Source organism: Helcococcus kunzii ATCC 51366, assembly GCF_000245755.1.
In the GTDB taxonomy this organism is placed as follows: Bacteria; Bacillota; Clostridia; order Tissierellales; family Peptoniphilaceae; genus Helcococcus; species Helcococcus kunzii.
The window spans coordinates 1751760-1774738 of sequence record NZ_JH601088.1 but is presented as its reverse complement, the minus strand read 5'-3'; the positions used below and the strand labels follow the sequence as shown (position 1 = coordinate 1774738).

20 protein-coding genes and 1 pseudogene are annotated in these 22979 nt (G+C 26.7%); 18 read left to right on the top strand and 3 right to left on the bottom strand.

Annotated features, from left to right (window positions below; translation table 11 throughout):
* Positions 1-4 precede the first annotated feature (4 nt).
* Positions 5-1888 carry an HTH domain-containing protein gene (locus tag HMPREF9709_RS07970; RefSeq protein ID WP_005399101.1) on the bottom strand — a complete coding sequence of 628 codons (1884 nt, stop codon included), beginning with the start codon at positions 1886-1888 and terminating at the stop codon, positions 5-7.
* A 115-nt stretch (positions 1889-2003) separates the two neighbouring features.
* Between HMPREF9709_RS07970 and HMPREF9709_RS07965 the strand changes: the two genes are divergently transcribed.
* From HMPREF9709_RS07965 to HMPREF9709_RS07945, 5 genes are read left to right on the top strand one after another with little or no spacing between them, the layout of a single operon-like run.
* Positions 2004-2414 carry a PTS sugar transporter subunit IIA gene (locus HMPREF9709_RS07965; RefSeq protein WP_005399100.1) on the top strand — a complete coding sequence of 137 codons (411 nt, stop codon included), beginning with the start codon at positions 2004-2006 and terminating at the stop codon, positions 2412-2414.
* 12 nt (positions 2415-2426) lie between these two features.
* The gene (locus HMPREF9709_RS07960) at positions 2427-2936 is read left to right on the top strand and encodes a PTS sugar transporter subunit IIB (RefSeq protein ID WP_005399099.1); all 510 of its coding nucleotides are present in this window, start codon (positions 2427-2429) and stop codon (positions 2934-2936) included.
* The gene (locus tag HMPREF9709_RS07955) at positions 2929-3747 is read left to right on the top strand and encodes a PTS mannose/fructose/sorbose/N-acetylgalactosamine transporter subunit IIC (RefSeq protein WP_005399098.1); all 819 of its coding nucleotides are present in this window, start codon (positions 2929-2931) and stop codon (positions 3745-3747) included. Before HMPREF9709_RS07960 ends, HMPREF9709_RS07955 begins: the two co-directional genes overlap by 8 nt.
* The gene (locus HMPREF9709_RS07950; protein WP_005399097.1) at positions 3740-4564 is read left to right on the top strand and encodes a PTS system mannose/fructose/sorbose family transporter subunit IID; all 825 of its coding nucleotides are present in this window, start codon (positions 3740-3742) and stop codon (positions 4562-4564) included. Before HMPREF9709_RS07955 ends, HMPREF9709_RS07950 begins: the two co-directional genes overlap by 8 nt.
* Before the next feature lie 12 nt (positions 4565-4576).
* The gene (locus tag HMPREF9709_RS07945; protein WP_005399096.1) at positions 4577-5383 is read left to right on the top strand and encodes a ChbG/HpnK family deacetylase; all 807 of its coding nucleotides are present in this window, start codon (positions 4577-4579) and stop codon (positions 5381-5383) included.
* A 68-nt stretch (positions 5384-5451) separates the two neighbouring features.
* Here the strand turns inward: HMPREF9709_RS07945 and manA are convergent, their stop codons facing one another.
* Positions 5452-6408 (bottom strand): mannose-6-phosphate isomerase, class I, encoded by a 957-nt coding sequence (gene manA, locus HMPREF9709_RS07940; RefSeq protein ID WP_005399095.1) that lies wholly within the window; start codon positions 6406-6408, stop codon positions 5452-5454.
* Between the two features lie 115 nt (positions 6409-6523).
* Complete coding sequence (locus HMPREF9709_RS07935) at positions 6524-7246, bottom strand: GntR family transcriptional regulator (protein WP_005399094.1); 723 nt, start codon at positions 7244-7246, stop codon at positions 6524-6526.
* 182 nt (positions 7247-7428) lie between these two features.
* On the opposite strand from HMPREF9709_RS07935, the gene HMPREF9709_RS07930 reads away from it, so the two are divergent.
* The 13 genes and pseudogenes from HMPREF9709_RS07930 to csn2 all read left to right on the top strand — a co-directional run.
* Positions 7429-9117, top strand: a complete 1689-nt coding sequence (locus HMPREF9709_RS07930; protein WP_005399093.1) for a class I mannose-6-phosphate isomerase — start codon at positions 7429-7431, stop codon at positions 9115-9117.
* A gap of 4 nt (positions 9118-9121) precedes the next feature.
* Positions 9122-10012 (top strand): ROK family protein, encoded by an 891-nt coding sequence (locus HMPREF9709_RS07925; RefSeq protein ID WP_005399092.1) that lies wholly within the window; start codon positions 9122-9124, stop codon positions 10010-10012.
* A gap of 1 nt (position 10013) precedes the next feature.
* Complete coding sequence (locus HMPREF9709_RS07920; RefSeq protein ID WP_005399091.1) at positions 10014-10457, top strand: PTS sugar transporter subunit IIA; 444 nt, start codon at positions 10014-10016, stop codon at positions 10455-10457.
* Positions 10458-10466: 9 nt separating this feature from the next.
* Positions 10467-10784: a PTS fructose transporter subunit IIB gene (locus HMPREF9709_RS07915; RefSeq protein ID WP_005399090.1), complete on the top strand. Its 318-nt coding sequence runs from the start codon at positions 10467-10469 to the stop codon at positions 10782-10784.
* 8 nt (positions 10785-10792) lie between these two features.
* On the top strand, positions 10793-11821 hold the full coding sequence (locus tag HMPREF9709_RS07910) for a PTS fructose transporter subunit IIC (protein ID WP_005399089.1): 1029 nt from the start codon (positions 10793-10795) through the stop codon (positions 11819-11821).
* Positions 11822-14404, top strand: coding sequence for a glycoside hydrolase family 38 N-terminal domain-containing protein (locus HMPREF9709_RS07905; RefSeq protein WP_005399088.1), 2583 nt, complete (start codon positions 11822-11824; stop codon positions 14402-14404).
* Positions 14405-14666: 262 nt separating this feature from the next.
* Positions 14667-16055: pseudogene (locus HMPREF9709_RS10260) on the top strand (FAD-dependent oxidoreductase); the annotation flags it as partial.
* A 36-nt stretch (positions 16056-16091) separates the two neighbouring features.
* Entirely contained in the window at positions 16092-16520 is a 429-nt protein-coding gene (locus HMPREF9709_RS10255; RefSeq protein ID WP_245527514.1) for an FMN-binding protein, read from the top strand.
* A gap of 380 nt (positions 16521-16900) precedes the next feature.
* Entirely contained in the window at positions 16901-17095 is a 195-nt protein-coding gene (locus tag HMPREF9709_RS07895; RefSeq protein WP_005399085.1) for a hypothetical protein, read from the top strand.
* 181 nt (positions 17096-17276) lie between these two features.
* Entirely contained in the window at positions 17277-21293 is a 4017-nt protein-coding gene (gene cas9 / locus HMPREF9709_RS07890; RefSeq protein WP_005399084.1) for a type II CRISPR RNA-guided endonuclease Cas9, read from the top strand.
* The gene (cas1, locus tag HMPREF9709_RS07885; RefSeq protein WP_005399083.1) at positions 21293-22165 is read left to right on the top strand and encodes a type II CRISPR-associated endonuclease Cas1; all 873 of its coding nucleotides are present in this window, start codon (positions 21293-21295) and stop codon (positions 22163-22165) included. Before cas9 ends, cas1 begins: the two co-directional genes overlap by 1 nt.
* A complete protein-coding gene (gene cas2 / locus HMPREF9709_RS07880) occupies positions 22155-22475 on the top strand; it encodes a CRISPR-associated endonuclease Cas2 (protein WP_245527505.1) in 321 nt (106 codons plus the stop codon). Before cas1 ends, cas2 begins: the two co-directional genes overlap by 11 nt.
* On the top strand, positions 22472-22979 hold a 508-nt coding region (csn2, locus tag HMPREF9709_RS07875), incomplete at its 3' end, for a type II-A CRISPR-associated protein Csn2 (RefSeq protein ID WP_005399081.1). The genes cas2 and csn2, both read left to right, overlap by 4 nt.

Below are 22979 nucleotides of genomic sequence, written 5' to 3'. Positions count from 1 at the left end.
GTATTTAATTTTTATTTGAGTAAAATGAATTATAAAAATTGATAATATCATTGAAAAAATTATTTTTGTTATTTAGATTCTTGGTTTTAATTTTTTTATTTATAATATATGAAAAGACAATATTAACTATTTTTATATCTTCTAATATTTTAATATTTGTATATATTTCAATGTAATATTGATTATTTGTTGAAAAAACATTGATAGTATCATTTGAAGAGTTAATTAATTTAATATATGTATCATCACTTATTTTATTATAGTCTTCATTATCTTGGGGAAGATAGTTTAATATATTAATTTTAAATTTAAGACAATATTTTAGTATTTTTTTGTCGGTATCATAAGAAAGTTCTATTAATTTATTAATTATTTGCTGATTATAGTCTTTATCAAAATAAATATCTGCTGCAATCATTTCCCATTTATATCTATATGCTACTTCTAGATTTTTATCTATAATATAAATATCATATTCCTTATTTTCTTTATTTCTTCCTTCGTAAAGAGGCATAGTATCTATACTGTTAATAATATTAGAATTTATTATCTTTAATATTCTTGATTCAATATTTTTGGATTGTGTAAGATCTGATGAACTAATAGCGATATCTAATTTATTAAATTCAAAATTTATATTTGAAATATATTTACTAAATTTATTTACAATAAATTTTTTTTCTTGGGGATTAAAAGTTGTTTGTGTAATTTCTGTGAATACTTTTATAAAGTCTTCACATAATAAATAAGAAATAGGATATAAATTAAGAGATATATTTTTATTTTGAACTTGAAATAGATTCATCTCTGTTTCTAAAAATTTAAAAAGAAATAGTTTTTTTAATAATAACATTAATACCATTTTTATAATCGAAGGTTTGATTAAAGTTATAATATTACTATCATGTACGTATTGATTATATATCAATTGGGTAAATCTATTTGTTATTACTTCGGCTTCTATATAATAATTTTTAAACTCTTTACTTAAGAAATCTGAAGAGTTGTTTTCGCAAAAAAGTATTAATAGTATTTGAATTATTTCAATTTCATTAGATGAAAAATCATGTATATAAGATATGTCTTTTGCTATTTTAGTAGAAGTTTTAAAAGTAATAGGAAAATTATTTAAATTTTTGTTTCTTAAAGAATTATATAATACCATTTTATTATCTATATTTCTTTCTATCGCCAAAGCAATATATCTACTTATATATTGTACATTTATATCCCAAATTACCAAATTATTTTTTTTTATATTTTTTATTATGATTTTTCTTATCTTGTTAACGATTTTTAAATTTGTTTGGAAATATTTTGAAAATTCCGAAATGTCACTATTATAAGACAATTTATCATAAAATAATCCGTATAGTCTAAGCATACATATCCTTATGTTTACTTCATCTCCGATAAATTTAGATCCAGTTTTATTATAAGTGTGTTTATAAATGTCAAAGATTTCAAAAAAATCTCTCGCAGTTGATAATTCAGATTTGATAACAGATTCAGAAACATAGAATAATTCGGAAAGTTCTAATATATTTGTGTATTTATTACCTTGAATTATCAAATATTGTAAAAGAGATAGTGTAAGTTTTGAGGATAAATATTTTGAACTATTATATAAAAAAAATGTGCTAACTTCATTGTAAAACTTGTAAGAATTATATTTTAACTCGTCAAAAATTTCTATTTTATAGCCTTTACTTCTAACTGATAATAGTTTTGCACCATGTTTATAAAAATAATTCGCAAAAGATTTCATGTCGGTTTTTATTGTTCTATCGGATACATTCAAACGATTTGCTATTTCTGTAGAAGTTATATAACTATTTGAATTTGATAATATATTAAATATTTGATAAAGTCTTGTATTACTGTACATGTCATCCTCCATATAAGTATTATAACATTTCACTAATATAAGTGAAATTATAAGTTTGAGTAAGAATACTTTTATTAATATAATTAAGGCAATAGATATCATAGGAGGAGGTTGGATGAATATTTTTATAGCAAGTCATGGGAAGTTAGCTAGCGGAATAAAGAGCTCGATTAATATTTTACTAGGAGAAAAAAACAATATAAGCATTTATGATGCTTTTATTGACGATACTAATTTGGAAGATAAAGTCGAAAAATATTTATCTTCAAGAGATAAGAAAGTTAAGACGATTTTTTTAACAGACATTTATGGAGGTAGTGTAAATCAATTCATTTCAAAATATATAGATAATAGAGATATTTTTTTGATAGCTGGAATAAATTTACCATTAGTAATATCTATTTTATTAATGAACGATAAAGATATTACTAAGGAGACATTGATGAATATCGTTAGAGAATCTAGAGAAACCATAAAATTAGTTGACTTAGATGAAATAGATATTATCGATGAAGAATTTTTTTGATAAGGAGAATATATGATTAAACTTGTTAGACTAGATGAAAGATTGATTCATGGACAAGTTGCTATTAAGTGGTCTAGACAGTTGGGCATTAATAGGATAGTTGTAGTAAATACTGAAGCTAGTAAAGATATTGTAATTCAAAAATCTTTACTTATGGCTTCTCCACCAAATGTTAAAGTAGCGATAAAAGATATTGAATCTTCCATAAAACTACTTAATGATTCTAGGATTGATAGTGTAGATGTATTAGTTATTGTGAGTGAAATTAATGATTTGTTAAGAATAACAAGGGAAGTTAAAGGAATACAGAAAATAAATATAGGGAATTATGGACGAATAGCTGAAAAACAATCAGATTTACAGAGAAAGTCATATGCTAGAAATTTATATTTGTATGATTCTGAAAAAGCTATGTTAAAAGAGGTTGTTGAGACAAATGTTCCTGTATTTTATCAAACTATTCCTGATGATCCATCAGTTAAATTGTCAGAATTATTAAAGATTGGAGAAAAAAATGATTAAAGAAGCTGTGCTTTTAAGTGTAGTATACCTTATTGTATATATATTAGATCCAAGTATACTTTCTTGGCAGGCATTAAATAGACCAATTGTTATCTCTTCAATTGTTGGGGCAGTTTTAGGAGATTTTAAGTTGGGAATAATCATGGGAGCTTCGTTAGAATCCATTTTTATGGGAATTTCAGCGATTGGTGGACAGATACCAGCAGATGCTACTACTGCATCAATTATTGCGGTTGCTTATACGATTCTTACAGGTTCTACAACTGAAGCAGGTGTTGCATTGTCTTTACCTATAGGTACAGCAATTGCCGCGTTTAATGCGTTATTTACTCCAGTTTGGGCATCATTGGTTCCACATTGGGAAAAAACAGCAAGTAATCCTAAAAGATTTATGATCGAGAACATTATTGTAAGTGCTTTGATGGGGTTAATACCATCCATAATTATTTTTATTTCAGTAGCATTTGGAGTTCAAGGACTTAATAATTTTCTTTCTACATTGCCAGAGTGGGTAATGAAAGGATTAAATGCAAGCGCTAGTATGCTTATTGGAGTAGGTTTTGCGATATTAACTTCAATGATTTGGGAAAAAGAAATAGGATATTTTTTCATTTTTGGTTATGTACTTGCTAAATATTTAGAATTACATATATTAGCTATTGCAATGTTTGGAATAGTTGTGGCAATAACTATATTTATTCAAGATAAAAAATTAATAGATTTAAAAAATTCTTTATTGAAGCAAAATGTACAATCTATGAATACTAATAGTATTTTAGCAAATGATGAGGAGGATTTTTTCAATGACTGATAAAGTAAAAGAATTAACTATGGAAGAAAGGCAAATGCTTAATAAATTGTTTTGGAGATCTCATTTAGTGTTTGTTTCATTTAATATGGTGAAAATGGAAGCAAATGGTTTTACACTAACTATGTCTCCGGTTATTGAAAAAGTATATAAAGATAATCCAGAAGAAAGAATAAAAGCATATAAGAGACATCAAAACTTCTTTAATACACATGCTGTACCATTTTCATTTATTGCTGGTATATCTGCAGCAATGGAGAAACAAAAGGCAGAAACGGGGAAAATTGATGGAAAAACAATAGAATCTGTTAAAACTGCGTTGATGGGGCCGACAGCGGGAATGTTTGATTCAATATTCTTTAATTTGATTAGAATAGTCGCTGCTGGTATAGGTATAGGGTTGGCTTCTCAAGGAAATTGGATTGGAGTATTGATTTTTATCCTTTTATATGGTGTATTGCAATCTGTTGCAAAAAGATATTTAGTTTTTGCTGGTTATAAGCTAGGTGGAAACTTTATTGAACAAATTTATGAATCTGGATTAATAAAACCATTGACAAAAGCTTCTTCAATTTTGGCTATTATTATGGTTGGAGCAATGACTGCTCAAATGGTTAATGTGCCATTAGACTGGACTTTGACTGTTGGTGAAGCGAGTGTATCTGTTAATGAAGTTTTAGATCAAATATTTCCTGGTTTACTAAGTGTTGTGTTGATGTATATATTAGTAAAATTAATTTATAAAGGAATACGACCAACATATTTAGTAATAGGTATTATTGTTCTTTCATTATTGTTAGCGGCATTAGGATTATTCTAATAGGAGGTAATTTTGAAATTATTATTTCAGTCAGATGATTTTGGTATAACAGAAGGTGTTACTTTAGGTATTTTGAAAGCTATAAGAAATGGTTTGGTGAGGAACACGGGATTATTCGTAAATACAGAAGCTTCAGAATTTGCGGCCTCACAAATAAAAAATTATCCAGAATGTTGTTTTGGATTAGATATAAATTTAGTAGCTGGATATCCAGTTAGTGATCCAAAGAATATTCCTAGTTTGGTTGATAAAAATGGTAAATTTATTTCTTCAGTAGAAAGATTTAAAAAGGGAATAATAAAAGATAGTAATAATGAAAAAACTCAAATAGATTTCGAAGAAGAACCTTATAAGTTTGAGGAAGTATATACTGAAATGAAAAATCAAGTAGAGAAATTTATCAAACTCGTAGGTAGAAAGCCTGAATATATTCATCCTCATTCATTAGTTACACCAGTAACAATCAGATCTTTCAGAAAAATAGCAAAAGAATATGATTTAAAATTTAGTATGGATATTTTGGAGAAAAATAATTTTTATCATGTACCTGGAGATTGGAATATTAAACCTTTGTTTAAAGTAGAAGATCAATTAGTTACGGATGTAGAAGAAAATGTAATAAAAGAAGTTCCAGATATGTTAACAAATGATTTAGCAGTATTAATATGTCATTGTGGATACATTGATGATAAGTTGCTAAAATTATCTACATATTCATTGATTAGAGCAAAAGATTTAGAGATGGCCACCTCAGAAAAGTTAATTAATTTGTTAAATGAAAATAACGTAGAATTAATAACTTATAGAGATTTAAATTAAAATAACAAAATAGTAAAAAAGACCTAAAACTCAACTGAGATTTTAGGTCTTTTTAAATATTTTGCATATTATAATGGTAATGTTGAAAGTACAAATCTTGCTTCACCATTTAATTTATAGCTGCCGTTTTGAGCAGGTAAAAATAATGAGTCGCCTTTTTTGAATTCTATTGTTTCTTCGTCGGTTTGAATGTTTCCTTCACCTTCGACAATGATTATTGATTGGAAACTTTCTTCTGTGATTTTTAGTTCTTCGCTACCGTTTAATTCTCCAGAGAAGACATCAAAATATTCAGATTTTGCAAGTCTCTTTAAGTTTGCATTTATGTCATTCTCATTTTCGAAAGAATATTCTTTATTAGGAACTAAATTTGAAACTTCAAGCGCTTTATCAATGTGTAAATCTCTTTCGTTTCCATCTTTGTCTTTTCTCTTATAATCATAAACTCTGTAAGTAACATTGCTGTTTTGTTGGATTTCACAGATAACTATTCCTGCGCCAATCGCGTGAACAGTACCAGATTCAATAAATAAAACATCTCCTGGTTTAACAAACACTTTATTCAAAATGTCTTCAAGCGTACCGTCTTCGATGGCTTGCTTATATTCTTCTTTAGTAACTTCCTTATTAAATCCATAATATAGTGAAGCGCCTTCGTCAGCTTCAAGCACGTACCACATTTCAGTTTTCCCATAGTCATTTTCATTCTTAAGACCATATTCATCAGATGGATGCACTTGAATAGAAAGTGGTTTCAAAGCGTCAATAAATTTAATCAAAATTGGAAATCTATCTTTGTCATAGTTTTTTCCAACAATTGAATTGCCTTTTTCTCTATAATATTCTCCGAACTTTTTGCCCTCAAATTCTCCATTTGTGATTAAAGATTCCCCATCTTTATGTGCAGAAAGTTCCCATGTTTCGGCTAATATGTCTTCATCACTGGTTTTGTTATATTTTTCTTTTAATCTTGTACCGCCCCAAAGATAATCTTTAGTAGCTGGTTTTAATTTTAATATTTCCATTTCGCCTCCTATATGTAGTTAATATTATTATATCTTGGATTGTAAAATTAATCTAGAAACTTTTTTATAAAAAATAATTGTTAAATTAGATTTAAGAATAAAAAAAATCTAAATATCATTTTTTATAAAAATCAACATAGTACTTATACTCAGTGCCTATATAGTAACATTTAGTATACTCATTAAAGTCTTTTACTGGATCTTCACAAAATCTTGTTCTCTTAAGTATTGGTGTTGATTTATTAATGTTTAATAGTGTGCAGAGAGATTTTACTGGAAGTAAAGCTTCTACTATTTCTCTATTGTTTACTAAATTTATATTATGTTCTTTTAATTTTTCATATAAAGAATCTTCATAGTTAATTAGACTTTCAAATAATTTAGCATTATAACTTAGATAAGTTTCAAAGTAAGCAAAATATTTATCTTTTTTCCCTCTTAATCTATTTAATCTAATTACCTTCTCTCCAGGTTTGATTTTTAAATAATTTGCAATTTCATGATCTGCTGTAACTACATCTAAATCAAGAACTTTAGTGATTGGTTTTTCTCCAATTTCAATCATCTCTCTGTTAAAACTTTTTACTAATGTGTAAAATTCATATTTTGGTTCAGTAAATGTTTTTACATAAGCCCCTTTAGATTTTTTCCTTTCAATTAAATTTTCTCTTATTAATTCGTCGATTGATCTTCGAACCGTAATTCTACTTACATGATAGATTTCACACAATGTTTTTTCAGTAGGTAATTTGAATCCTGCTGGCCATTTTTGGGTAATAATATTCATACGGATATCGTTAGCAACTTGAATGTATAATGGTTCTTTATTATTAAACATATTTTTTCCTTTCATATTAATAATACAATATTGTATTATATTTTCATATTTGATTCAATAAAAGATGATAATACAATCGCTTCAAAGTATTGGAAATACAAGTGTTGATATATACAATATCTTGATTGAAAAATGGTTATTAATATTATAATATTAATATAACAATATAACAAGGAGTTGATATGTATAGAGAAAGACCATATTTAAAAATAAAAGATAGTATAAAAATAATTACTGGATATGAAAACGTAATAAGATATATATATGATATGAGTAATTCAATTAAATATATATCATTCGAAATTTATCCTGGAGTAATGAAGTCTACATGGATAAGGGAACTATCTAGAAAATTTAATGACTGGACAATAGTAGATACTGATGAATTTTTTTATTCAACTGAAGTTATAGAAAATAAAATTAAACCAGATTTAACAGATGATAAAGTCTTCGGAAGATTTTCTCATATTGAATTTGAAGAATTGTTAGATAGAGAAAACCTAAGTAATACTTTATTTAATGATAAGACAATATTTATAGGGATACTAGCAAGTGAAATTGTAGATTGCGAATTAAACTTTTATATTGATGTCACTAGATGGGAAATTCAGAAAAGATATAAGAAAGATATGAACAATTGGAAAAGTTCTAAAAATTTATCTTTTGATGAAAAAATAAAAAGATCGTATTATTTTGAGTGGCCAGCAGCAGATTATATTAAAAAGAACAAGCTGGAAAAATTTGATTACTATATTGATTCATCAGACGAATTTACACCAAATATGGTAGATATTAGTGATTATAAAAAAATATTATTAGAATTTACAAAATCTCCATTTAGATTAGTTCCATTTTTTGCACCTGGAGTTTGGGGAGGAGATTGGATTAAAAAACAATTTAACTTGGACTATCATGAAGTTAATTTAGCATGGGGATTTGATGGTGTGCCAGAAGAAAATAGCATCATAGCGAAATTAAATAATGCTGAAATTGAAATACCAGCTCAAAATTTAGTTTTTATGTTTCCAAAGGAACTATTAGGAATTAAAGTCTTTGGCAAATATGGCAGTGATTTTCCAATAAGGTTTGATTTCTTGGACACTATGAATGGACAAAATTTAAGTTTACAAGTTCATCCAGATATTGACTATGCATATAGAAAATTTGGAGCAAAATACACTCAAAATGAAAGTTATTATATTTTTCATGCAGATAAAAATTCAAGTGTGTATTTAGGTGTAAAAAATGGAGTTCAGAAGAGCGAATTAGTAAATAAACTGAAAGAATCTCAAAAAACAAATAAATTTGATGATGCAAAATTTATAAATAATTTCCCAGTTAAAACACATGATCATATTTCTATACCAGCTGGGACAATACACTCAAGTGGAAAAGATACAGTTGTTTTAGAAATAAGCTCTACTCCTAACAGATTTACATTTAAGCTGTGGGATTGGGATAGGTTAGACTTAAACGGAAAGCCAAGGCCTATATCACTTCATCATGGTAAGAATGTGATAAACATTAATTATGATAAAGATTTTGTAAAGAAAGAATTTTTTAACAATATAGAGATTATAGAAAAAAATGATGAATATGTTGAAGAAAAAACAGGATTATATTCTTCAGAAGATATAGAAACTAGAAGGCTAACTTTTTCTAATGAAATAATTCAAAGCACACATGATAGTGTAAATATGCTTAATTTAGTAGAAGGTTCTTCAATTGTTATTAAATCTCTAGATAAAAGTTTTGATGATTTTAGAATATTTTATGGAGAAACTTTTATTATTCCTGAAAAGATAAAAAAATATATATTAAAAGCAGAAAATAATGAACAAGTAAAAGTAATAAAGGCATTTATAAGGTGAGAATATGGATGTATCAGTATATTTAGATGTAGGTGGAACCTATATAAAAGGAAAATTAATTAAAGATAATCGTGTTGATTTTGATAATTACAAAGAATATGAATCAAAATCTGAAGAATCGAAAAGTGTTATTATAGATAACTTTAGAAATATAATAGAAAGCTTAACAGAAGATGAATCTATAAATAAAGTTGACTATATTCTTATGGCTTTCCCAGGTCCTTTTGATTATAAAAAGGGAATTTGTAAAATAAGAGGGCTTAACAAATATGCGTCTTTGTATGGATTAAATTTTATAGAGATATTAAGAAGTGCCCTAGCCGAAAAAAATAAATATAAATATACTAATACAAAAATAAAACTAATAAATGATGCTGTAGCATTTGCGTATGGGAATTATTTTAAAAATAAAGTAGAGAAAGGTGCTTATTTTACAATTGGAACAGGTTTTGGTTCAACTTTCATATCCAAAGGCGAAATATTTAAAGGAAAATATAATATACCAAAAAATGGAATGTTGTATGATGAAGTGTTTCGAGGGAAAATTATTGACGATTTAATTTCTAATAGAGGTATAGTAGATTTATCTAAAAAAAATGGTTTAAGTGTAAGGTCTTCAAAAGAATTGTATAATCTTGCTGAAATGAATGATGAAAATGCTTTGAAAACTTTTTTTGAATTTGGAAAAATTTTATCTGAGATTTTAAATAAATATTTAGAAGATTATAATCCTGATGAAATAGTTTTGGCTGGACAAATTGTTAAAAGCTATAAGTACTTTGAAAAAGGAATGAATTTACTTTTAATGGATAAATATAAGAAAAAATTAAAAATAAATAACGACACCTCAAAGGCTATTATGTATGGTTTATATAGAATGAAAGAGAGGGGGTAAAGTGAGTATTAAAGAATTGGTAGACAAAAAGGATATTATATTTTCAGATGAAATAACTGATAAAAAGGATGCTCTATATTTTTTAGCGAATCATTTATATACAAATAAAGTAATTACGGATATAGATGAATTTATTAAAGAAGTTTATAGAAGGGAAGAGGTTGGTCCGACAGGTTTTGGTAAAGGGGTAGCAATACCTCATGCAAAATCTAATGTAGTTAATGAAACAAATTTAACGATTTTAAAGCTTGATAAAGCTATTAAGTGGGAGTCAATCGACAGCGGAGATGTTAATATTATATTTTTGATTTCTGTGCCTGAAAAAAATGCGAATCAAAATCATTTAAGAATGTTGTCAAAAATTGCAGAAAGACTTGTAGATGATGAATTTATCTCGGATTTACTAAAATCAAATACAAGTGAAGAAATATTAAAAATATTATAGGAGGAAGCAATGAATAAAAAAATTGTTGCAGTTACTGCATGTATAACAGGAATAGCTCATACATTTATGAGCGCAGCAAATTTGAAAAAATCTGCAGAAAAAATAGGTTATTCAATAAAAGTAGAAACACAAAGTAGCATGGGGACTGAAAATAAATTGACCGATAATGAAATAGAGGAAGCAGATGTGGTGATTTTGGCGATTGATACTAAAATTGAAGGTGAAGATAGATTTGAAAATAAACCTAAGCTAGTAGTAGGAACTTCTGAAGTAGTATCCAACGCTGATAAAGTAATAAAAGATGCGATTAATTTAGTTAAAAAGTAGGTGATATTATGAAATTTAAGGAAAACACAAGAACATTGGCAAGACATTTTATGACTGGTGTATCTTACATGATGCCACTAGTTACAGCTGCGGGATTATTAACATCAATAGGAGTAATTATAGGTGGACAAGAAGCTTGGGAGCAAGGTTCTTCTACTATTGCAGGTGCGATTACTATGCTTGGTTCTTCAGGGCTGTCTTTAATTACAGCTGTTATAGCAGCATATATAAGTTATTCAATTGCTGATAAGCCGGGGCTTATTCCTGCTTTTATTGTAGGAACAGTTGCTCATCAAATGGGGACAGGTTTTCTAGGTGGTATGTTAATGGGGGTATTAACAGGTTATTTTGTACAATTTTTAAAAGTTAAAGTTAAATTACCGCTAAACCTTCAAGCTTTAAAGACTGTTATCATAATTCCTGTTTTTGCAACATTAATCATAGGATTATGTCTAATATATTTAATTGGTACGCCTATTGCATCCATGCAAAAGTATTTAACAGATTTCTTATATGGAATGCAAGATAGTAATGCTATTATTTTAGCAGCTATCCTAGGTGCCATGATGGCTATTGATATGGGTGGGCCAATAAATAAAATAGCGGCAACGTTTGGATTGGCTTGTTTTGCTGAAGGAATATATACAATAAGCACATATATGCTTGCTGCAATTTCAATACCTCCTTTAGGTATGGCATTAGCAACTATTTTTGCAAAAAAATTATATAGCGATGAAGAGATACAAAATGGAAGAACAGCTTTAGTTATGGGTATAGCAGGAATTTCAGAGGGGGCAATTCCGTTTGCTGTAGCTGATCCAATTTCTGTCATTCCTTCAATTATAACAGGCACAATAACAACATGTGCGTTAACTGCGGTATTTGGGGTTGTTCATAAAACTTCATTATCAACGATGTTAGCAATTCCATTTACTAATAGTCCTATTTTATATATAGTGGCAATCATTGTTGGTTCAATAGTAACAGCAATAATGGTGAATTTTATAAAGATGAGGAGAAAAAGAAAGGAAGACTAAATGATTAATATTAGTATAGTACATCATACTCATTGGGATAGGGAGTGGTTTTTTTCGACACAAGATTCATTAGTATTAAGCGATTTGATATTTTCTGAAATTTTGGAAGAATTAAAAAATAATCCTGATTTAAAATTTGTTTTAGATGGACAAATTTCAATTGTTGATGACTATATAGAGTTATATCCGGAAAAGATGGATTTAATTAGAGAGTTAGTTTCTAATAATCAATTATTTTTGGGACCTTGGTTTACTCAATTTGATGCTATTATTCCTCATGAAGAATCAATGTTTAGAAATGCGATGATAGGAGATATAGAAACTTCAAAATATGGGAAAAAAATGAAAATAGCATATTTACCAGATACTTTTGGGTTTAATGCCCAAATGCCAACTATAATAAAGCATATGGGTTTAGATAAGATTATTTTTTGGAGAGGTATAGATTTAGAAAAAACTGGAACTCCATATTTTTATTGGAAGGGACTTGGTGACAAGAAAATTCTGACGATTAATATTACTAGCAGTTATGCTGCAGGTTTTGGATTAAATAGTTCTGATGAATATATTAATGATAAGTTACTTAAGATAATTGAATCAGTTAACTATAACAATGAATTAAATAATATCCTAATACCGTCAGGCAATGATCAGCATGGAATTAACTCTAAAATCTTAGAAACAATTGAGATTTTAAATGAAAAAGTTCCGGAATATAAATTTAATCTTGATGATTACGAGTCTTTTTCAAATACAATAATAAACGATGGTGTATTTAAAGAATATTATGGAGATTTTCGTGTTCCAAAATATGCAAGAGTTCACAGAACTATTGGTTCTGTAAGACAAACTATAAAATACTTAAATAAAGTAATAGAGGATAAATTAATTTATGAAACAGAACCTCTTATGGTGATGGCAAAAAAGTTAGGTATTTTATTAAGCGATAAATTAGTAATAAAAGCATGGAAAAAAGTATTAGAGTCACAAGCACACGATGCTATAGGCGGATGCGTATCTGACGATGCGGCTGAGGATATAATCCATAGATATAAAGAATCATTAGAAATTGCAGATGGAATAACAAATACTATATTAAGAAAAATTGCTTTAAGTTTAAGTCTAGGTAAAGATAAAATTTTATTAATGAATACAGAATTGTCAGATTTTTATGGTTACAAAGAAATAGAAATATTAACTAGGTCAAAAAATATTGAAATTCTAAATGTGGAAGAAAGTTTTATAATAGAAGAAGAATATATTCCTCCTAAGGAAAATACTTATAATGAATTTGAAAAGATATATTTTACTGACGATCCATACTACATTTTGACACTTAAGGTTAAAGTTAAAATACCATCTTTTGGATATAAAATTCTTAAAGTTATTGAATCGGAAACGGAGATGCCAAGTTTGAAGGAAATAGCTGGTAATTCGATTGAAAATAATGACTTTAAGATCATATTTGAAAACAATAAACTTATATATATGAAAGATGATAAAAAGATAGATAATTTTATTAGTTTAGTCGATTCTGGAAATGATGGTGATACTTATGATTATTCTCCAGTTACTAATGATTCCGAAATAGAATTACCATTCAACGCTCATTACAAACTGACATCTAAATTTGAAGAGGCTTTAGTAATTAAGGGTGAAACTTTACTACCTTACGAACTAAGCGATAGAAAGGAAATTACTTCGGAGGCTAGAAAATTTTCATACGAAATGAAAGTTAGTATTGAAAAAGATAGTAATTTAATAAAATGTAAACTAAAAGTAAATAATACAATAAAATCTCATAGACTAAGGATAAGAATAAATTCGGATATATTAAATAATTTATCTATAGCTCAAATACAAAATGGATTTTATAAAAATGAAAATGTTGAAATTGATACAAATTGGGAGAAAAAATACCAAGAAAAACCGGTGAATATATTTAATTTTCATAAATCAGTTTCTAAAGAAGATAAAAATTGTGCAATTACTATATTTTCAGATAGTATGTATGAGTATGAAAATAGCGATGAATATATATATTTAACATGTTTAAGTACAACAAGTGAACTTGGAAAACCTGACCTAGAATGGAGACTAGGGAGAGCATCTGGAAATACTACAGTGAAAGGTCATGTAATGTTAAGTACACCTAAAGCTGAAGAATTAGGTAATCATAATTTTGAATTTAATATATTGTTTGTTGATAGTTTTAATGAAAATAACGTCTATAATTTAGCTAAAAAAATTTACAGCAGATCTATTTTTTATCAATTACAAGATATAAATTATTTCATAAATAGATTAGATAATAGACTTCATATAAAAGGAGTGGATAGCATTAATGAAAGAGAAAATTCATTACTAAATTTAGAAGGATTTTACGTTAATGCAATATATAATTCTTATTATGACGATGCTGTTATTATAAGATTAAATAATCCAACCTCAAAAGAAATACCATTAAAAAATTTAAAACTTAACAATAAATATGAGTTTGTGAATGCTGTAGAAGAAGTTGTGGAAGACCAAGAGACGATTAAACCTTATGATTTTGTATCTATAAAGGTATATGAAAACTAAAGGGGTTATATAAATTATTTTCTACAAATGACAACAAAATATATTAATAATGAATAAGCCATTTATTATAACCTATGCTATATTAATCATTACAAAATATAGTAGTGTAGATAGATGGCTTATATTTTTTAGTAAAGGTTTATATACGTTTTATTAACTTTTTATATCTTATCAAAATGTGATATTATAATAGAACAATACATATGTTTTTTTATTAACAATATTATATGTTAATTGTGAATATTTTGAAAGGGGCAAAATAATGAAAAAAACAAAAAAAATATTTAGTATATTTTTAGCTTTAATGATGATTTTCAGTTTAGTTTCTTGTTCAAATAATAAAGAAACAATAAAAGTATCAAATGTTGAAACTAAAAATAAGTCAACAAAAAAAGAATCACAAAAAGAAGAAAGTGATGATTCAGAGTACATATCAGATGTTATTGTAGTCGGTGGCGGCGGAGCTGGATTGGTTTCTGCTTTAAGTGCGGCCGAAAAGAATGCAAAAGTAATTGTGCTTGAGAAACAGGCTGCATTTGGCGGGGCTACTTCAATGTCAAGTGGAAAAATACCAGCGGTTGGGACAAAAGAACAGAAAGAAGCAAACGTTGATGACAGTGTTGAAGCCATGATGAGAGACATAAATAGAGCGGGAGAATACACTCAAAATCAAGAACTTTTAAGAGTGGCATGTGAAAATGCAACAAATGTTAAAGAATGGCTAGAAGAACAAGGTATTAAGTGAAAATTAGAAACAGAATCCATCTATTACGGACAATCAGAAAACCGTATACATGTAGCTGAAGGGTCTGGTTCTGGATTAGTGAATATATTAGAAAAGAAAATAAATAACAATGAAAATATTATAGCTTTAAAGAATATGAATGTTTCAGGATTATTAAAAGAAAATGGTAAAGTTACTGGAGTATTTGTAGAGAAAGATGGTAAAACAATTAATTTTAAAGCTGATAAGATTATACTTGCTACATCAGGATTTGGTGCTAATAAAGAAATGATAAAAAAATATACACCATCAATTGAAAAAGGTGTGCCAAATGTTGCACCAGGTGCAACAGGCGATGGTATATTATGGGGAATAGAATTAGGTGCAGATACAGCAGCTATGAATGCATATCAAGGATATGCACCTATTAGCTATAAAACACACAAATCATTAGGATCTGCTTTTTTAGATAATGGTGGTATTTTGATTAATAAAGAAGGTAATAGATTTATTGGAGAATATACAGGTTACTCACCTTTAGCAACTGCAATTGTTAATCAAACGGATTCATCAGCGTTTATGATATGGGATGAAAATATTCAAAATTTAAATATCAAAACATTAAAAGCTTTGGAAGAAGGTGAACTTATAGAAGCGAATACAATTGAAGAATTAGCGAATAAATTAAGTGTTGATGTAAACAATCTTAAGAAAGAGTATGAAAATTATTTAGAAGGTATTAAAAAAGGCGAAGATTATTTAAATCGTACTAAACTTCCAAAGTCTTTTGAAGCACCATTTTATGCAGTAAAAGTTACTGGTGATTATAGACACACACAAGGTGGCTTAGTTATTAATCCGGAAACCTCTCAAGTTTTGGATAAAGGAGGAAAAGTAATAGAAAACTTATATGCTGCTGGAGGAGTAACTGAAGGTTTCTCAAGCAATGGAAGTAATGCATATATGGCTGGAAATGGACTATTACAAGCTTTTGTTTATGGAAATATTGCGGGATATCACAGTGCAGATAATTTAGCATCTAAGGTAGAAACTAATATATTTACAGAACAAAGAAACGATTTATTAGAAATATCAAATACTAGAAATATTAAAGTTTCTGATCAGAAATATAAGGATGGTAAATATAAAACAACTTCTAAGGGTCATGGAGGAGACATTGAAGTTGAGGTTGTTATAAAAGAAGGAAAAATAAATGATGTAAAAATTCTTAATCATTCTGAAACTGAAGGTATTTCTAATCCAGCAATAAAGGAGATACCTGAAATAATTGTTGAATCTAATAGTGCTGAAGTAGATTCAATTGGAGGTGCTACTGTTACATCTAATGGAATAATTTCCGCCGTAAAAGAAGCGTTAGAAAAAGCAAAATAAATATTAGACGTAATTTATTTAACTATTTATTTAGTATAATAAAAAAATTAAAAGGACTGTTGCAATTTAACTTTTAAGTTATTTTGTAACAGTTTTTTATTATTATTATGTTATTAAATACTTACAAGCATTAATGTAAAATAAAAAAATATTATTTAGACTTTTTTAAGAATATAAAATGTTACTGATTTCATAAATTATGACTATGTATTATCACAGTGATTTTACAAATTTAAATATGTTTAAACGATAGTAATATAGACAATATACTAAATTTGTTGTATAATAATAAAAAATATATTAATGACTCATTATAATTTCGTTTTCATAACTGAAAGATATTATAATGATTTGTAAATCAAAAATGAAAGGAAGTAAATATGGGAATTTTTAGTTATGAAAAAATTGATGGTAAGCCAAAATTTGATGTTGGCGAAATGGTAATGATTAGATGGCGTGGACAAGTTGGCATGATACAAGAATATGATAGAAAGATAGATGAGTATTTAGTTAAGCCTATAGATAAAGGCTATGCTGAATTTTATGACGAGAGTGAATTGGATAGAAATTATTAGGGAATAAAAAAAACAAATCCGAAGATTTGTTTTTTATCACCAATGTGAACCCTTTAGGGCAATTTGAATAAATTTTTATTTGAACTCATGATGTAATCTCATATAGGTATTAATTGAGATTACTTATATTGTTACACAAATTTATAAAATTGTCAAATTATTATTTTTTTTTGGAGGCATTATGCAAGACTATTATTTAGGATTAGATATAGGAACTAATTCAGTAGGATGGGCTGTTACGGATGAAAACTACAATTTACTAAGAAAAAAAGGAAAAGATTTATGGGGAGTAAGACTTTTTAAGGAAGCTCAACCTGCTACTGAAAGGCGTGGTCATAGATCTAGTAGAAGAAGGACTATAAGAAAAAGTTTAAGAAAACAATTATTAAGGGAATTATTTGAAGAAGAAATAAATGCTATCGATAAGGACTTTTTTTTGAGGCTAGATGAAAGTAAATATTGGTTAGAAGATAAAAAAATAGAAGGAAAATATTCGTTATTTAATGATGAAAATTTTACAGATAAAGATTACTATGAAAAATTTCCTACAATTTTTCACTTAAGAAAAGCTTTAATAGAAAGTGATGACAAGGAAGATATTAGATTATATTTCTTAGCTATTAACCAAATGATGAAAAGAAGAGGACATTTTTTAATAGATGGAAAACTATCTAATGTTGAAGATATAACTCCTTTTAAGGAATGTATACAAAATCTAATTAATGAAGAACTAGATACAGAAATTGAAACAGAATTTTATGATAAAGCAATAAAAATTGTTTCAGATTATAGCTTAAAAAAGACTGAAAAGAAAAATTTAATTAAAGATTTAGTAAAAGAAACTGATTCTATAGAAGATAGTAAAAAGATAATAAATATATTTAATCTTCTCATTTCCGGCAAATCAAAAGTCAATGGTATTTTTGATGATGAAGAAATTTTAGAAAAAATTAAAGAAGATAATAAAGAAGATTTCTATTTAACAAGTGAAAAATATGAAGAAAATTTAGAATATTTTAGTCAATTATTGGATTATAGATTTGAGCTAATCTCTAGCTTAAAATCTATTTATGACTATATAATTTTACAGGAAGTTTTAAAGGGAAAAAAATACTTATCTTATGCTCAAGTTGAAAGATATAAGAATCATAAAGAGGATCTGAGAAAATTAAAACAACTTATAAAAAAATATGATAAAAATGGAAAAATATATTATCAAATATTTAGAGATGAGAATTTCAAAAAAGGATATGTAGCGTATTTAGGGTATTATAAAAAAAATAAAAAAAATGTACCGGTAAAAAAATGTGATTATGATACATTTTCTAAAAATATAAAATCAACTTTAGATAAAATTTGTGATAAAGAGGATCCTCTATATATTGAATTAATCGATAAAATTGAAAAAGGAGGATTTTTATTAAAACAAATTGTTTCCACTAATTCAGTTATTCCTCATCAAGTTCATGAATTAGAATTAGATAAAATATTAGAAAATCTTGAAAAAAATTATCCAAGTTTCAAAGAAATTTCTGATGGTGTAAGTAAGATAGATAAAATTAAAATGATTTTTAATTTTAGAATCCCTTATTATGTTGGACCATTAAATGATTATCATAAAGATAAAGTAAATTCTAATACTTGGATTGTAAAAAATGAAGGTTTTGAAAATGAAAATATTAGACCATGGAATTTTTCTAAAATAGTTGATGAACATGCTTGCGAAGAAGAATTTATTAAAAGAATGATAAATGAATGTTCATATATTCCTGGAGAAAAAGTTTTACCAAAATCATCTCTACTTTACTCAGAATATATGGTACTAAATGAGCTTAATAATTTAAGAGTTAATGGAGATAAATTAAATCCAAAAATAAAGAAAGAGATAGTTGAAAATATATATAAAAAAGAGAGAAAAGTTACATTAAAGAAGATTAGAAATTTCCTAATAATAAATAATTATGTTGATTCTAAAGTTGAATTTTCTGGATTATCTGATGGAATTAAGGCAAATATGTCATCTTATATAGATTTTGCCGAAATATTAGATGATAATTTTGATAATAATATGGTCGAAGATTTAATTGAGCAAATTACAATTCATGTGGGTAATGTTAAATTACTGACTGAAAAAATATCAAATAAATATCCTAATTTAGAAAAGAAACAGATAAATAAAATAGTAAATCTAAAATTTAAGGATTGGGCAAGATTTTCTAGAAAACTTTTAGTAGGTATTGAAGGTACTGAAAAAGAAACTGGAGAGATTAATACTATTATTGGATTCTTGAGAGAAACTAACGAAAACTTTATGGAACTAATGAGTAATAGATATACTTTTTCTGAAGAAATATCTGAAATAAAGAAGAAATACATTCCTAATAAATTGAGTAAGCAAATAGTTGATGATTTATATGTATCCCCTGCCGTTAAGAAAATGATCTGGCAAGTATTAAATATAAATGACGAATTAATAAAAGTTTTAGGAAAACAACCAAAGAAAATTTTTATTGAAATGGCAAGGGGTAAGGAAGAAAAACCTGAAGTAAAAGATTCTAGAAAGAATAAATTAATTGAACTCTATAAAAATCTTGGTAAAGAAGGTAAAGAGTGGCTAAATAGAATTGAAGATAAAACAGAAGCTGATTTTAGAAATAGAGCATTATACCTTTATTATACACAAATGGGAAGATGTATGTATACTGGTGAAATTATTGATATTGAAAGATTGTATGACAAAGAATTGTATGATTTGGATCATATAATTCCGAGAAAAATGAAAAAAGATGATTCAATTCATAAAAATTTAGTGCTTGTTACAAGAAATTCTAATCAATATGAAAAGAAGGATAATTATCCTGTACCAGAAGTAATAAAATCTAGAGAAAATGTAAGACATTTATGGTATGCATTAAAGAAAAAAGGATTAATTACGGAAGAAAAATATAATAGGTTAACGAGAATTAATCCACTGAGCGATAAAGAACTTTCTGAATTTATTGAAAGACAACTTGTTGAAACGAGACAAACAACAAAAGTTGTAAAAGATTTATTTGAAAACTATTATACAGATTCTAAAATTGTTACGGTAAAGGCTGGATTAGTAAGTGAATTAAGAAGAGATTTTGAGGTATTAAAATGTAGAGAAATAAACGATCTTAATCATGCTCATGATGCTTTTTTAAATATTATTGTAGGTGATGTTTGGAGTAAAAAATTTACATCTAATCCCTATAATTTTGTTAAGAAGAATAGAGAAAAATATACATTGAATAACATTTTTACTAAAAATCAAAAAGATTTAAGAGGGAACGAAATTTGGAATTGTGCTGAAGGAAAGAAAAGAATAATAAAAACACTTAATAAACCTTCAGTATTATTTAGTGTAGAGAATTTTGAACAAACGGGACAACTTTTTGATCAAAATATAATTGGTAAGCAAGACTATAAAGAAAAAACTTCATACGTTCCAATTAAAGGAGATGAAAGATTACAAGATATTTCTAAATATGGAGGTTATAGAGGTATATCTGGGGCTTATTTCTTCATAGTTGAACATACGGAGAAAAATAAGAGAGTGAAAACTATAGAAAGTTTACCAATATATATGAAATCTTATGTGGAAGAAAATGGACTATTGGATTTTTGTACTAACGAAATGAAATTAGTTGATCCGAAAATAATAGTTAAAAAATTAAATTATAAGAGTGAGATAATTGTTGATGGATTCAAGTATTTGATAAGTGGAAAGACAGAAAATAGATTAAGTCTTGAGACAAATGAATATTTGTATTGGAATCATACCCAAACTACGGATATTAAGAAAATTCTAAATATAAATGAAAAAATTGAGTTAGAAAAATATAACGGTGATATTGAATCTGAGAGAGAAAATATAATTAAATATATTCAAATTATATTGGAAAAATTTAAATTAAAACCATTTATAAAAAGAAGGAATTTACCGAATATAGAAATAAATTTTGCAGATTATGAAACTGAAAAATTATTACAATTATTAGTAAATTTAATTCCGTTAACTACAAAATATGTATCTCCAGTAGATTTAACAGTTATTTCAGGTAGTAAGTATGCGGGAAAAGTACTTATTCCGAAAAAAATAAGTAATTTAAATGAAGTAATATTTATTTCTAAATCAATAACAGGTATATATGAAAGTAGGAGAAGGATAATCTGATGGGATGGAGAACTGTTATAATTTCAGGTCGAGCAAAGCTCGATCTGAAATTAAATAATCTTGTTATTAGAAAAGATGAGATTTCAAAAGTACATATTTCTGAGATTTCGATATTAATAATTGATTCGGTAAATATTTCAATAACAACTGCTCTTATAGAAAAATTAATTGAAGAAAAAATAAAGATAATTTTTTGTGGTTCTGATCATAATCCAGTGGGTGAAGTTGTGAATTACTATAATAAACATAACTCTGCTAAAATGGTGAGAAAACAAATAAATTGGACAGAAATAAATAAACAAAAAGTTTGGTCGGAAATCATAAAAGAAAAAATTAGAAGACAATCTGAAATCCTATATTATCTTGGTGTTGATTCTTCAGAAATGTTAAATCAATACATGGAAGATATTAAACTTGGAGATTCTACTAATCGAGAAGGGCATGCTGCTAAGGTTTATTTTTATAGTTTATTTGGTAAAAGTTTCTCGAGAGGAGCTGATGACCCAATAAATGCTATGCTTAATTTTGGTTATTCAATTCTTCTTTCAATATTTACTAGAGAAATAACTTCGTCAGGATATATTACACAAATTGGGATATTTCATGATAATCAGTTTAACTATTTTAATCTAGCAAGTGATTTAATGGAACCTTTAAGACCAATGATTGATAATGTTGTAATAGAGATAAATCCAACAGAATTTGGTAGAGAGGAAAAAAATCATTTATTTAAATTATTTGAAAAAGAATATGAAGTTGATGGACGAAAGTATACTTTATTAAATGCGGTTAGCGTATATTGTAGAAGTATATTTGAGGCTTTAGAGAAAGGAAACATAAATTTAATTAAGTTGATAAATTATGAGTTATAGATATATGAGAGTATTAGTATTTTTTGATTTACCTACAGAAACATTACAAGATAAAAAAGAGTATAGAAGATTTAGGAAATTTCTATTGAAAGAAGGTTTTATGATGATGCAAGAGTCAGTATATTGCAAATTAACATTAAATCAAACAAATGCATCAACTATTAGAGATAAGATAGTCAAGAATAAGCCAGAATCGGGATTGGTACAATTAATTGTTATTACAGAAAAACAATATCAATCTATGGAATTTATTTGTGGTAGTAAAAAAACGGATCTTATAGATTCGGATAAGGAAGTGTTATTCTTATGAATTTAGTGTATGATTTATTAAATGAGCCGTACTTATTAGAATACGGAGAGGTTTACAATATTACAATCGAAAACATTAATGAATATAGACAAGTTGTTGATAGATTAGAAAATTATGATTATCTTACAATAATAAAAGATGATAAATTAATTACTAATTTTGAAATAATAAAAAATACTTTAAATCCTGAAATAAATAAGAGTAAACTACTTTCAAAAATTATTAAAGATCTTACAAGTATGTCTAAAGATGAATTTAATTATGCTAAGACAATGTCTATTAATCAAAATATTCAACAATATATGAATGATTTGATTTTTGAATCCGACTATCCTTTAAAAATTAGCGAAGAATTTGACTTTAATTATTTAGCTAAATGTTTGAAATTAGAAATTATTGAAGATTATGATAGTTTTATAGAACAATTGATTTCATATCTTGATCTTTATTTGATGATATTAAATTCAGATATTTTTATTACATTTAATATTACACAAATATTGG

What these genes read in the sequence shown, in the direction of transcription:
- HMPREF9709_RS07935 (WP_005399094.1), bottom strand. Translation starts at nt 7,246, where the DNA reads ATGTTTAATAATAAAGAACCATTATACATTCAAGTTGCTAACGATATC.
- HMPREF9709_RS07930 (WP_005399093.1), top strand. Translation starts at nt 7,429, where the DNA reads ATGTATAGAGAAAGACCATATTTAAAAATAAAAGATAGTATAAAAATA.
- manA (WP_005399095.1), bottom strand. Translation starts at nt 6,408, where the DNA reads ATGGAAATATTAAAATTAAAACCAGCTACTAAAGATTATCTTTGGGGC.
- HMPREF9709_RS07925 (WP_005399092.1), top strand. Translation starts at nt 9,122, where the DNA reads ATGGATGTATCAGTATATTTAGATGTAGGTGGAACCTATATAAAAGGA.
- HMPREF9709_RS07970 (WP_005399101.1), bottom strand. Translation starts at nt 1,888, where the DNA reads ATGTACAGTAATACAAGACTTTATCAAATATTTAATATATTATCAAAT.
- HMPREF9709_RS07950 (WP_005399097.1), top strand. Translation starts at nt 3,740, where the DNA reads ATGACTGATAAAGTAAAAGAATTAACTATGGAAGAAAGGCAAATGCTT.
- HMPREF9709_RS07965 (WP_005399100.1), top strand. Translation starts at nt 2,004, where the DNA reads ATGAATATTTTTATAGCAAGTCATGGGAAGTTAGCTAGCGGAATAAAG.
- HMPREF9709_RS07915 (WP_005399090.1), top strand. Translation starts at nt 10,467, where the DNA reads ATGAATAAAAAAATTGTTGCAGTTACTGCATGTATAACAGGAATAGCT.
- HMPREF9709_RS07910 (WP_005399089.1), top strand. Translation starts at nt 10,793, where the DNA reads ATGAAATTTAAGGAAAACACAAGAACATTGGCAAGACATTTTATGACT.
- HMPREF9709_RS07895 (WP_005399085.1), top strand. Translation starts at nt 16,901, where the DNA reads ATGGGAATTTTTAGTTATGAAAAAATTGATGGTAAGCCAAAATTTGAT.
- cas2 (WP_245527505.1), top strand. Translation starts at nt 22,155, where the DNA reads ATGAGTTATAGATATATGAGAGTATTAGTATTTTTTGATTTACCTACA.
- HMPREF9709_RS07905 (WP_005399088.1), top strand. Translation starts at nt 11,822, where the DNA reads ATGATTAATATTAGTATAGTACATCATACTCATTGGGATAGGGAGTGG.
- HMPREF9709_RS07955 (WP_005399098.1), top strand. Translation starts at nt 2,929, where the DNA reads ATGATTAAAGAAGCTGTGCTTTTAAGTGTAGTATACCTTATTGTATAT.
- cas9 (WP_005399084.1), top strand. Translation starts at nt 17,277, where the DNA reads ATGCAAGACTATTATTTAGGATTAGATATAGGAACTAATTCAGTAGGA.
- cas1 (WP_005399083.1), top strand. Translation starts at nt 21,293, where the DNA reads ATGGGATGGAGAACTGTTATAATTTCAGGTCGAGCAAAGCTCGATCTG.
- HMPREF9709_RS07960 (WP_005399099.1), top strand. Translation starts at nt 2,427, where the DNA reads ATGATTAAACTTGTTAGACTAGATGAAAGATTGATTCATGGACAAGTT.
- HMPREF9709_RS10255 (WP_245527514.1), top strand. Translation starts at nt 16,092, where the DNA reads ATGGCTGGAAATGGACTATTACAAGCTTTTGTTTATGGAAATATTGCG.